12 protein-coding genes are annotated in these 11953 nt (G+C 69.1%); 9 read left to right on the top strand and 3 right to left on the bottom strand.

The genetic code is table 11. The features are described 5' to 3' along the window. Positions 1-27 precede the first annotated feature (27 nt). Complete coding sequence (locus tag AB0L82_RS24530) at positions 28-450, bottom strand: cupredoxin family copper-binding protein (RefSeq protein ID WP_364640670.1); 423 nt, start codon at positions 448-450, stop codon at positions 28-30. Positions 451-634: 184 nt separating this feature from the next. Here AB0L82_RS24530 and AB0L82_RS24525 point away from each other — a divergent pair, with 184 nt between their 5' ends. Both AB0L82_RS24525 and AB0L82_RS24520 read left to right on the top strand, forming a co-directional pair. Further along, a complete protein-coding gene (locus AB0L82_RS24525; protein ID WP_364641763.1) occupies positions 635-2068 on the top strand; it encodes an NAD(P)H-hydrate dehydratase in 1434 nt (477 codons plus the stop codon). A 56-nt stretch (positions 2069-2124) separates the two neighbouring features. Then, positions 2125-3204 carry an amidohydrolase family protein gene (locus AB0L82_RS24520; RefSeq protein WP_364640667.1) on the top strand — a complete coding sequence of 360 codons (1080 nt, stop codon included), beginning with the start codon at positions 2125-2127 and terminating at the stop codon, positions 3202-3204. 99 nt (positions 3205-3303) lie between these two features. On the opposite strand, the gene AB0L82_RS24515 is transcribed toward AB0L82_RS24520, so the two are convergent. Next, entirely contained in the window at positions 3304-4191 is an 888-nt protein-coding gene (locus AB0L82_RS24515; RefSeq protein WP_364640664.1) for a LysR substrate-binding domain-containing protein, read from the bottom strand. 70 nt (positions 4192-4261) lie between these two features. Here AB0L82_RS24515 and dapA point away from each other — a divergent pair, with 70 nt between their 5' ends. The 6 genes from dapA (at position 4262) to tsaD (ending at position 9098) form a co-directional block, all read left to right on the top strand. Beyond that, a complete protein-coding gene (gene dapA, locus AB0L82_RS24510) occupies positions 4262-5155 on the top strand; it encodes a 4-hydroxy-tetrahydrodipicolinate synthase (RefSeq protein WP_364640662.1) in 894 nt (297 codons plus the stop codon). A 69-nt stretch (positions 5156-5224) separates the two neighbouring features. Continuing rightward, the gene (alr, locus tag AB0L82_RS24505; RefSeq protein WP_364640659.1) at positions 5225-6361 is read left to right on the top strand and encodes an alanine racemase; all 1137 of its coding nucleotides are present in this window, start codon (positions 5225-5227) and stop codon (positions 6359-6361) included. Beyond that, a complete protein-coding gene (tsaE, locus tag AB0L82_RS24500) occupies positions 6358-6810 on the top strand; it encodes a tRNA (adenosine(37)-N6)-threonylcarbamoyltransferase complex ATPase subunit type 1 TsaE (RefSeq protein WP_364640656.1) in 453 nt (150 codons plus the stop codon). Before alr ends, tsaE begins: the two co-directional genes overlap by 4 nt. A gap of 58 nt (positions 6811-6868) precedes the next feature. Beyond that, positions 6869-7561 (top strand): tRNA (adenosine(37)-N6)-threonylcarbamoyltransferase complex dimerization subunit type 1 TsaB, encoded by a 693-nt coding sequence (tsaB, locus tag AB0L82_RS24495; protein WP_364640653.1) that lies wholly within the window; start codon positions 6869-6871, stop codon positions 7559-7561. Next, a complete protein-coding gene (gene rimI, locus AB0L82_RS24490; RefSeq protein ID WP_364640650.1) occupies positions 7558-8070 on the top strand; it encodes a ribosomal protein S18-alanine N-acetyltransferase in 513 nt (170 codons plus the stop codon). Before tsaB ends, rimI begins: the two co-directional genes overlap by 4 nt. Further along, entirely contained in the window at positions 8067-9098 is a 1032-nt protein-coding gene (gene tsaD, locus AB0L82_RS24485) for a tRNA (adenosine(37)-N6)-threonylcarbamoyltransferase complex transferase subunit TsaD (RefSeq protein WP_364640647.1), read from the top strand. Before rimI ends, tsaD begins: the two co-directional genes overlap by 4 nt. A gap of 404 nt (positions 9099-9502) precedes the next feature. On the opposite strand, the gene AB0L82_RS24480 is transcribed toward tsaD, so the two are convergent. Beyond that, positions 9503-10984, bottom strand: coding sequence for an Hsp70 family protein (locus AB0L82_RS24480; protein ID WP_364640644.1), 1482 nt, complete (start codon positions 10982-10984; stop codon positions 9503-9505). Positions 10985-11566: 582 nt separating this feature from the next. Here AB0L82_RS24480 and groES point away from each other — a divergent pair. Then, positions 11567-11869: a co-chaperone GroES gene (gene groES, locus AB0L82_RS24475; protein ID WP_067818842.1), complete on the top strand. Its 303-nt coding sequence runs from the start codon at positions 11567-11569 to the stop codon at positions 11867-11869. Positions 11870-11953: the final 84 nt, after the last annotated feature.

The following is an 11953-nucleotide window of genomic DNA, read 5'->3' as shown; positions in this document are numbered from 1 at the left end:
CTGAAAGCCAGGGGAGTTCGTCGTCTTCTATTCGACGGTGACCGTGCCCTTCATATCCGGATGCAGCGGGCACAGGTAGCGGTAGGTGCCGGGCGTGGTGAAGGTGAAGCTCCACTCGCCCTTGCGAATAATCGGGCTGTTGATGCCGAGCGCGATATCGCCGATACCCTGCACCGCGTGCGGGGCCTTGTCATCGAACTTCCAGGTGACCTTGTCGCCCGCTTTGACGGTGAGGGCGGCGGGAGAGAACTTCATATCCGCGACATTCACCGTCACATCGGCGGGCTGACGCGGACCGGACGGTGCGGCGGCGGAGGTGGTGGCCACCGTCGTCGTGGGCGTCGCCGACTTCGAGGAATCCGAACCGCAGCCGCTCGCGATCAGCGCTCCCGCGACAACGGTCACGAGCAGCAGCAGCACACGGGCGGGCGAGGGGCGGCGGATAGGCATGCCAGCCAGCGTAACCGCCACGATTTGCGGGCAATTCGCAGGTGGTCGCCCGCCCGGAAATGGGCGAATCGCCCAGCGGCTCGTGCTGCCCTGCTCCGGCCCGGCGTAGTCTGCGTACGTCGAAGGCAGGCGGGGCTATCCCGCGAATCTCGGCTGCGGGAGGCGAGCGATGACCGGTCCGGCACTGCGCGGGTACTACACGGCAGATGAGGTGCGAGCCGCGGAAGCTGAGCTGTTCACTCGCGTGCCCGAGGGAATGCCCATGCGCCGTGCGGCTTTCGGGCTCGCCGAGGTGGTGGTGCGGGAACTGCGGGAACGGACCGGGGGAGTGGCGGGACGGGCGGTGACGCTGCTCGTCGGATCCGGTGACAATGGCGGGGATGCGCTGTGGGCCGGGTCATTCCTGCGGCGGCGAGGCGTCGCGGTGGACGCGGTACTGCTGTCGCCGGAGCGGGCGCACGCGGCGGGGCTCGCCGCGCTGCGGAAGGCGGGCGGGCGAATTCGCTCCGATATCGGAACGCCCGATCTTGTCATCGACGGAATCGTCGGGATCTCCGGGCGCGGACCGCTCCGGCCGGAAGCCGCGAAACTTGTTTCGGCAGTCGATGTTCCGATCATCGCGGCGGATCTGCCCAGTGGCGTGGATGCCGATACCGGCGTCGTCGCGGGTCCCGCCGTCCGAGCCGCCGTCACGGTGACTTTCGGGGCGTACAAGCCGGTACACGCGCTCGCGGCTCCCTACTGCGGTCGAATCGAACTGGTGCCCATCGGGTTACAGCTCCCCGATCCGAATCTCGCAGCGCTGGAACCGGAATCGATCGGAGCGTCTTGGCCGGTCCCGCACGCCACCGATGACAAGTACACCCAGGGCGTCACGGGCGTCTGCGCGGGCAGCGCCAAATACCCGGGAGCTGCCATTCTGTGCACCGGCGGCGCGGTGGCCGCCACCTCCGGCATGGTCCGCTACGCCGGAACCGGCTCGCCGCAGGTGCTCGAACACTTCCCGGAAGTCGTTGCCGCACCGTCTATTTCGGAAACCGGCCGAGTCCAGTCCTGGGTCTTCGGCCCCGGCGCGGGCACCGATTCCGACGCCCGCGACCGCCTCGCCGAAGTCCTCGCCACCGATCTGCCCGTCGTGGTGGACGCCGACGGCCTCACCCTGCTCGCCGCCGATCCCGGCCTGCTGAGCGCACGCCGCGCACCCACCGTCCTCACCCCGCACGCGGGGGAATTCGCCCGCCTCACCGGCTCCGACCCCGCCCCTGACCGAGTCGCCGCGGTCCGCAAACTCTCCGACTCATGGCAGGTGACAGTCCTGCTCAAGGGCCGAGCCACCCTGATCGCCACCCCCGGCCACCCCGTTCTGGTCAATGAGGCGGGCGGCTCCTGGGCCGCCACCGCCGGCGCGGGCGATATCCTCTCCGGCGTCATCGCCGCCCTGCTCGCCTCGGGCCACGACCCCACCTGGTCCGCCGCCGCCGCGGCCCGCGTACACGCCCTCGCCGCCAACCTCGCGGCACACGCGAACACCGTTGCGGGCGCTCCGATCTCGGCATCCCCGCTGCTGCACCACCTCCGCGCGGCCATCGGCACCCTGCGCGAGCTGTCCGGCCGCTGATCTTCTGATTGCCCATTGCTGAAACGCGTTCTAGGTTTGGGCGCATGGGAGGGAATGTGAATCACAGGATCGCGCTGCGCAATGTCCGGGTTTTCGATGGCAGGGAGGTCGGGGCACCGGCGACGGTGGTGATCGACGGCTCGGTGATCGGCGTTGATGCCGCGGGGGCGGAGGTCGTCGATGCGGATGGGGCGGTGCTCGTGCCCGGATTCATCGACGCGCATGTACACCTGGACGAACCGAATGTGCTCAATCAGCTTGCGGCGCAAGGCGTTACGACCGGACTCGACATGGGCTCGCTGCAGTCCGAGTTGATTGCCGCCCTGCGCGCACAGACCGGTGCGGCGACCCTGCGCAGTGCGGGTGTGCCGATTATCGGATCCGCCGGGGTGCACGCACAGGTGCCCGGTGTTGCCGACCTCGCGGTTATTCGCGGTCCGGAGGAGGCCGAGGCGATGGTGGCGCAGCGCGTTGCCGACGGCTCGGACTACATCAAGCTGATTCTGGAGGCCCCGGGCGAAGGCGGGCCCGACGCGCGCAGTGCCAAAGCCATTGTGGCCGAAGCGCATGCGCGGAACCTGCTGGTGATCGCGCACACCTCGACTCCCGGCGCGTACACGCTGGCGGTGGACTGCGGGGTCGATATCCTCACCCACATTCCGATGGGTGCGGTGCTGTCCGACGGTGAGATCGAGCGCATGGCGACGGGAGAGCATATCGTGGTGCCGACGCTGACCATGATGGAGGGCTGTGCCGAACTATTCGGTGTCGCAACCGCTTTCGCGGCCGCACTGACCAGCGTCGGCGCGCTGCACGCGGCGGGGGTTCCGATCCTCGCGGGTACCGACGCCAACCACACGCCGGGGGTGCCCTTCCATCCGGAACCCGGACAGAGCCTGCATCACGAACTGGAATTGCTTGTGCGCGCCGGTCTTTCGACCATCGACGCACTCAATGCGGCGACGGCACTGCCCGCCCGGCACTTCGGACTCACCGATCGCGGTGTCATCGCACCGGGTATGCGCGCCGACCTGGTGCTGCTCGACGGTGACCCGGTCGCCGACATCCGCGCGACCCGCGCGATACGCGGAATCTGGTGCGGCGGTGTCGAACACCCGGTTGCCGATGATCTCTGACCGATCAAGCCGGTCCATCGACGCGAGGTGGTGCGATGGCCTCGCTTCGGTGCGGCCGACGGCGCGTGATGGGGTGACGCGCGTGCACCGCGCCCACGCTCACCCGGATTGAACGGCCAGGTGCAGAGCAGCCCGCCCGGCCGCGACGGTCGGGTGATCCGCCGCGCCGCGCCGGTAGGCCAGGCGGGTGCGGCGGTGCGTCGGCAGGGGAGTGAGGACGATGCCGGGCGGAACGAATGACAAGCCCAGATCCGGTACCAGCGCCACGCCCTGACCGGCGGCGACCAGCGCCAGCACCGCACCGAAATCGTCGGCGTGATGACGGATGCGCGGGGTGAATCCGGCCGCGCGGCAGGCCCGAACCGTCATGGCGTGGCACAGCGTGCCCGGAGTGCTGGCAATCCACGAGGAATCACGCTGCGCGACAAGAGCTTCAGCTGTTCCGTCGACTGCGGGGGCGGGTACGGCCAGGTGGACGGTTTCGGTGAGCAGCGGTTCGGTGTCGAGGCCGGGTTCGGGATCCATCGGGACGTAGTCGTATTCCTGGACCAGGGCGATATCCAGGGTTTCGGCGCGCAGAGCGGCGGGGGCGGCGGCCGGATCCAGTTCTGTGACAAGCAGTTCCAGGTGCGGGTGGGCGCGGCTGAGGGTCACCAGGGCGGGGGACAGGATGGTGCGGACGGCGGTGGGGAAAGCGCCGATGCGCAGGGTTCCGGTGAGTTCGGTTCGGGCCGTTGCCAATTCGGCCGTCGCCTGGGTGACCGTGGCCAGAATGGTCTCGGTGTGCTCGACCAGGCGCAGGGCGGCGGGGGTGAGGGTGACGCTGCGACCGGTGCGTTCCAGCAGTGGCACCCCGGTTTCCCGCTCCAGCGCCGTGAGCTGCTGCGAGACCGCGGACGGGGTGTAGGACAGCGCCTCGGCGACGGCCGCGATGGTTTTGCGGTGCGCGAGTTCGCGCAGCAGGCGGAGACGGCGCAGATCCAGCATCACTACAGCTTATGCTCGGCGGCAGAAACATGAAATGGACGTGACGGTCCGGGGCGACCAGGCTGATGGCATGACACTCACCGGGTTGTACGTGCCGCTTGTCACCCCGTTCACCGCCACCGGAGCCGTGGCCGCGACCGCACTGGAGGGGCTCGCGCACGAGGTCCTCGACGCGGGGGCGACCGGAATCGTCGCGCTCGGCACCACCGGGGAACCCGATCTGCTCACCGAGGACGAGCGCCGCCGCGTCCTGGACATCTGCGCGAATGTCTGCGCCGAACGCCAGGTTCCGCTCATCGCCGCCGCCGGATCGAATGTCACCGCGACCTCGACGCGGGCGCTCGCCGAACTCGACCCGCGGGTCACCGCCGCCCTCACCGTGGTGCCGTACTACCTGCGCCCCTCCGAAGCCGGTGTGCTGGAACACTTCCGGCAGCTCGCCGCCGCCAGCCCCGTCCCGCTGGTGATCTACCACATCCCGTACCGCACCGGCCGCGCCCTGAGCGCCGAAACCCTGTGCCGCCTGGCCGAATTGCCGAATGTCGCGGGCTTCAAATACACCGCGGGCGGAATCGACGACGAGACCATCGCCTTCATGAGCCGGGCCGCCGATGACACCGCGGTGCTGGCCGGTGACGACCTGTACGCCGCGCCCCTGCTCGCCCTCGGTGCCACCGGAGCCATTCTGGCCTGCGCGAATATCGCCCCCGCCGCCTACGCCGAACTCGTCTCGGCCTGGCGCACCGGCCCCCTCGACCGCGCCCGCCGCATCGGCAACACCCTGGCCCCGCTCGCCTCCGCCCTCTTCACCGAACCGAATCCGACTGTCCTCAAAGGCGTGCTGGCCGCCCAGGGCCGCATCCCCACCCCCGCCGTCCGCCTCCCACTGCTCCCCGCGAGCGATACCGCGGTCGCGGCAGCCCTCACCGCACTCGAATCCACCTACGCCCCGCACGCGAGCTGAGCACCGCGCCCCGCTCACGATGCCGGGTGTGACGGGTGTCGCGCCGCCCGGGATGGCAGGATCGGGGGCGTGAACAAGCCCGATCCGCAGGTGGAGACCGTCGTCGACCTAGCCGCCATCGCCCACAACGTGCGCATCGTGGCCGAGCACGCCGGGGACGCGGCGGTCATGGTGGTCGTGAAGGCGGACGGGTACAACCACGGCGCGATCGAGGTCGCCGCGGCCGCGCTGGCCGCGGGTGCGCGCGAAATCGGCGTCACCACCATCGAAGAGGCGCTGAAACTGCGCGCCGCCGGAATCACCGCGCCGATCCTGTGCTGGCTCAACACCTTCGACTCCGATTACGCGAGCGCCATCGCCGCCGATATCGAGATCGCGGTCTCGGATACGGCGCAATTGGCGGCCGTCGCCGCGGCCGCCCGCGCACTGGACCGCACGGCGATCGTCTCGCTCAAGGTCGATACCGGACTGAATCGCAATGGCATCGCCCCGGCCGAATATCCGCGGGTCCTGACCCTGCTCCGCGAACTGGTCGACGATCGGACGGTCCGATTCCGCGCCATCTTCTCCCATCTCGCGCACGCCGACACCCCCGATCACCCCGGCATCGATATGCAGCGCGACCGCTTCCTCGACGCCATCGCGGCCGCGAAAGAGCACGGGCTGCAACCGGAATTGGTGCACCTGGCCAATTCCGCGGCCGCCCTCACCCGCCCGGACCTGGCCTTCGATATGGTCCGCCCCGGCATCGCCGTCTACGGACTGTCCCCGATCCCGGAGATCTCCGATTTCGGCCTGCGCCCGGCCATGACCCTGCGCGCCCGGGTCGCCCTGGTGAAACAGGTGGCCGCCGGTGAAGGCGTCTCGTACGGCCATCAGTGGATCGCCCCGCACGACACCACCGTCGCCCTCATCCCCGCCGGTTACGCCGACGGCGTGCCGCGCCCACTGAGCGGCCGCTTCGACGTCTGGCTCGGCGGGGAACGCAGACCCAATATCGGCCGCATCTGCATGGATCAGTTCGTCGTCGACCTCGGCGACAACGCGGCCGGAATCAGCGAAGGCGATCCCGCCATCCTCTTCGGCGGCGACGCGGGCGTCCCACACGCCCAGGAATGGGCCGACACGCTCGGCACCATCAACTACGAAATCGTCTGCGCCCCACGCGGCCGCGTCGTCCGCACCTACATCGGCGGCGTCCGATGACCGCACCCGGTATGCGCACCCTGCCCACCGTCGAGGACACCGAAGCCCTCGGCCGCGAACTCGCCGCGCAATTGCAGCCCGGCGATCTGGTCATCCTCGATGGACCGCTCGGCGCGGGCAAGACCGCACTCACCCGCGGCATCGCCGCCGGGCTCGGCGTCCAGGGCCGGGTCAGCTCACCGACTTTCATCATCGCCCGCCAGCACCGCGCCGGCGACGACCCCACCTCCATCGCCCTGGTGCACGTGGACGCCTACCGCCTCGGCGGTGACCTCGACGAACTCGACGCCCTCGACCTGGACACCGACCTGCACGATGCGGTGGTCGTCGTCGAATGGGGCCTCGGCGTCGTCGAGCACCTGGCCGACCGCCACCTCCGCGTCCTGCTCCGCCGCGAATTCGACTCCGACATCCGCACCGCCGAATGGGAGTGGGTGTCCGCCAACTAGCGCGCGGGCCGCACACCGGGTCGAGTGGCCTCGACCACCCGGTATCGTTAGCCCAATCATGCTTGTACTGGCTGTTGACACCTCGACCCCTGCCGTCACGGCGGGACTGGTGGAACTCGAACCGGCGGACGAGGGCAACAACGCACCTCGCATCACCACGATCACCTCCCAGGTGACCGTGGACGCACGCGCGCACAACGAGGTGCTGACCCCGCAGATCCTGGCGTGCCTCGCCGAATCCGGCCGCACCAGAGCCGAGATCGACGCCGTCGTCGCCGGTATCGGACCCGGACCGTTCACCGGTCTGCGCGTCGGCATGGCCACCGCCGCCGCCTTCGCCGACGCGCTCGGCATACCGGTTCACGGCGTGTGCAGCCTCGACGCCATCGCCGCCGACACCGAGAGTTACCTGCGGGATCCGGCCGAACCGGTGGAACTGCTCGTCGTCACCGACGCCCGCCGCCGCGAGGTGTACTGGGCGCGCTACCGCGCCGAGGGCCGCGTCGAAGGTCCTGAAGTGAGCAAGCCCGCCGATCTCGATCCGGGCACCGCGACCGTCATCGCCGGATCCGCCTCGCATGTCGACTACTTCGATCTGCCCGTACTGCCGGTGGAGACCCCGTCACCGTCCGGGCTGGTGCGCATCGCCGCCCGCGACATCCTCGCCGGAGTCACCCCCGAACCACTGGTGCCGCTGTACCTGCGCCGCCCCGACGCGGTCGAGAAGAGCTATGCGCAGGTGGGCCGATGACCATCCGCATCGAACCGATGCGGCCGGCCGATGCCGTGCGCTGCGCCGAACTCGAACAGCTGCTCTTCCCGGAAGACGATCCCTGGCATGAGGTCTCGTTCCTGTCGGAACTGGCCGCCTCGCACAATCGGTACATCACCGCGCGCGACGCCGACGGCCGCATGATCGGCTACGCCGGAATCGCATTGCTGGGCACCGACGATCAGCCCGAAGCCGAAATCCACACCATCGGCGTCGACCCGGAACTGCATCGCGGCGGCGTCGGCACCCAACTGCTGCACGCCATGCTCGCCGAAGCCGGACGCCGCGGCGGACCGGTCTTCCTCGAGGTGCGCACCGACAACACCGCCGCCATCGCCCTGTACGAGAAGTACGGCTTCCACATCATCGGGCTGCGGAAGAACTACTACCAGCCCAGCGGCGCCGACGCGTACACCATGCGCAAGCCCGCCATGGCCGGGTACACCCAGGACGCCGGGTTCCCGGAGGACACAGAGGTCTTGTCATGATCGTCATGGGTATCGAGAGCTCCTGCGACGAAACGGGAGTCGGCATCGTGCGGCGACTGCCCGACGGCAGCTGCGAACTGCTCGCCGACGAGGTCGCCTCCAGCGTCGATCAGCACGCGCGCTTCGGCGGCGTGGTGCCCGAAATCGCCTCGCGCGCACACCTCGAGGCCATCGTGCCCGCCATGCGCCGTGCGCTCGCCGCCGCCGATATCGAGAAGCCGGACGCGCTCGCCGTCACCATCGGACCCGGACTCGCCGGTGCGCTGCTGGTCGGCGTCGCGGCCGCGAAAGCCTATGCGGCGGCGTGGGATATCCCGTTCTACGCGCTGAACCATCTGGGCGGGCATGTCGCCGTCGACACCCTGGAGCACGGGCCGATGCCGCCCGCGGTGGCGCTGCTGGTCTCCGGCGGGCACACCCATCTGCTGAAGATCGACGATCTGGCCCAGCCCATCGTGGAACTCGGCAGCACCGTCGACGACGCCGCCGGGGAAGCCTTCGACAAGGTGGCGCGGCTGCTCGGCCTCGGCTATCCGGGTGGACCGGTGCTCGATGCCATTGCCGCCGAAGGCGATCCGCACGCCATCGCCTTCCCGCGCGGTATGACCGGACCCCGCGATCCGCGCTACGACTTCTCGTTCTCCGGACTGAAGACCGCGGTGGCGCGCTACGTCGAAGCCGCCCAGCGCGACGGCCGCAAACTCCCCATCCCGGATATCGCCGCCTCCTTCCAGGAAGCCGTCGCCGACGTCCTGACCATGAAAGCCGTTCGCGCCGTACAGGACAACGGCCTCGACACCCTCGTCCTCGGCGGTGGCGCGACGGCCAACTCCCGCATCCGCTCGCTGGCCGAGGAACGCTGCACCGCGGCGGGTATCACCCTGCGCGTCCCCAAACCCCGCCTGTGCACCGATAACGGCGTCATGATCGCCACCCTCGGCGCCCATGTAATCGCGGGCGGCGCAACCCCTTCCGCACTCACCGTCGCCACCGACCCGGGCCTGCCCGTCTCCACCAGCCAACTCTGAGCGGGAAAATCCCGCGGGGAGGCGAACGCTCACCAGGGCCAAGGCGCGGTCGACAGCACCGACAGCGCCAGGCTGGCCGCCGCCATCAGCCCGAGCATCACATTCTTGACCCGCGTGTTCCTGACCCGCATCACCACTCCCATCCCCGGGGGATCTGTTCCCCGCAGCGACGCTAGTGGCGCGCGAATTCGCCCTCCAGCCAGAGCTTTCCGCGCCCCGAGAAACCGGGGCGAGGTTCGCCCCGGTGGCAGGGGCGGCGATTCGCCACGCCGATAGCCGCGCGGAATTGCAACGGGTCGGGGGGTCGGGGCGATGAGAGGGTTATGGGTCGCACCGAATTCGCTCGCATCGCGAATTGCGGTTCGCGTGAATTGCGGGCCACCCAAATTGGGTGGGTGGCGCGGCTAATCGGTGGGGCGAATCAGGGTGGTGGTGCTGCCGGAGGAGCCGGAATTGTTGCGGGGCAGACCCGGAGTGGTGGAACCGGGAGTGCTTGTCGGATTGGTCGGCTCGACCAGATCCGAGGGCGGCAGGCTGGTGCCCAGCAGCGGTCCCAGCAGGCGGGGGAGATCCGAGGGGAAGGGAATCTGGGGTAGGCCCGGATCGGGACGCAGCGGCGGCTGGGCGATGGTGGTCGCGGGGGTGGGCGCCGTGCTCGGGGTGGCACCGGACGGGCCCGGGGCCGGGGTCGTCGCGGGCGTGCTGCGATGCGAGGGGCTCTGATTGGCGGGCGCGGGCGCGCCGGAAGTGGGGCCGCTCGGCGGCGTGGTGGAGAGCACCGGCTGCTGCACGCCGGTGGTGCTGGGCGAGTAATTGGTGCCCTGCGGTTCGGGGACGAGCTCTTTGACGCCGTAGCCGATGATCAGCCCGACCACGACGATCGCGCCGGCGAGCGTGCCCGCCAGCTTGGTGAAGGTGCCCAGCGGCGCGTCCGAACCGCGGCTGATCACCGGGAAGGTGCTCGGCGTCGCCGAATCCGCCACCAGCGCCGCGCCTTTGGCGATCGCGGCCTCGGGTTCGGGCACGGTGAGCACCGGAACGTCCAGCTGACGTTGCAGATTCGCCAGTACCGCGGGCGTATTCGCGCCGCCGCCGATGACGGCCACCACCTCGGGGAATTTCGGGGCCCGCGCGAAGACGGCGCGTGCGAACACGGCCAGCTCGCGCATGAGATCCGAGACCAGCTCGTCGAAATCCACCCGGGTCAGCTTGAGCGGTTGCCCGGCCACATGATCGATGGTCACCGCGGGCGCGATGGACAGATGCTCCTTGGCCGCGCGCGACCGATTGAGCAGCATGCCCCGATTCGGGCGGGTGCCGCGCCGGGCCAGGTGACAGTCCAGCAGATGCTGCAGGATCAGCTCGTCCACGGCATTGCCGCTGACTGTTCCGGTGCGCTCGGAGCGCAACACGGTGTCATCGGCGTGATCGGCCACGGTGACCGTGGTTCCGGTGGCGCCCAGATCGAGGACGGCGACCGTTTGGTAGCGGTCCAGCAGACCGGTGTGCCGCAGAAAGGCCAGTGCCGCTGTGCTTTCGGGGATGAGACGCACATCCCGGCGCTGTCGGCCGATGGCCGAACGGATGATCTGAGCCTGTTCCCGGTCCCGGTAGGCGACCGCGATATCACCGGGCGCGCCCGGCGCCGCGTAATTGTGCGCCGCAGCCAGCGCGGCCGGGTGGGTGCCTACGGGATGCACTGTCTCGCGGGGGATCTGGGTGGTCATCAACTCGATGGAGGAGGCCACCAGATCGCCGAGATCGCTGTGGGCCGTATCCGCGGTGACGACTCGATAGTCGAAGTTCTGCAGACCGTTCGGGGTGGTGGCGACCGTCGCCGAGCACACCACCTCGCTCCCGGCGGAGATGCCGAGGGATGTTCGCATTTTCACCTCCCTTCGAGCGGATGGTCCTGGTGTAGACGACCATCTCGAACGGACTCCGACACCGTCACGTTGATGACGGACGATCCGGAGCTACGGATCCGGCGGGGCCCTTGTCCGATGGGGCGTCGGGACCAGCCAGCGATCACTTGCGGTAAGGCTCTCGTCTCAGCTCTGCGCGGTTTCGCGCGCAGTGGGGTGAAGCAAAGCAACTGTGTAACTGTGTTCGACCGGTGTCGTGACGGACTTGATGCGGCCCTGCCACGCAGCCGTCGTCAATGGTGTCACAATCCGTTATCCGAACGTTACAGATTTTCGGATTTCTTTGGAAGCCCTCAGATTCCCCGGCCGTTCCACTCGGCGTGTCGTATTTCCTGCGACGATGGCGATGCGTCGGCCACGGCCGATAGCAGAGCCTGGCCTTGAGCGCTGGCACTCCCGTGTATAGAGTGCTAGGTGGCACTGGGCCATGGTCCCGGCACCCGCGACGACGGGGCTTATGCGCAGCGTCAGCAAACGTGACCGAAACCGTGAGCCCGGGGAACCGCCCCGGGCGCGAAGACCCTGAAAAGTGGAGGGCTCAACGTGGCGAGCGTGAACATCAAGCCGCTCGAGGACAAGATCCTCGTCCAGGCCAACGAGGCCGAGACGACGACCGCCTCCGGCCTGGTCATCCCCGACACGGCGAAGGAGAAGCCCCAGGAGGGCACCGTCATCGCCGTCGGCCCCGGCCGCTGGGACGAAGATGGCGAGAAGCGGATCCCGCTGGACGTCAAGGAAGGCGACGTCGTCATCTACAGCAAGTACGGCGGCACCGAGATCAAGTACAACGGTGGCGAGTACCTGATCCTGTCGGCGCGCGACCTGCTGGCCGTCGTCACCAAGTAACGCCAAAACCGGGGCCTCACAGGGGCTTCGCCCCCGAAACCCCGGCTACACCGCCCCGGCGTCGCGCTTAACAGCTACCGACCC

Origin of the sequence: Nocardia sp. NPDC052001, from assembly GCF_040680615.1 — a bacterium.
Lineage (GTDB): Bacteria > Actinomycetota > Actinomycetes > Mycobacteriales > Mycobacteriaceae > Nocardia.
Note: the sequence above shows the minus strand (reverse complement) of the source record. Positions and strands in the feature narration are given on the sequence as shown.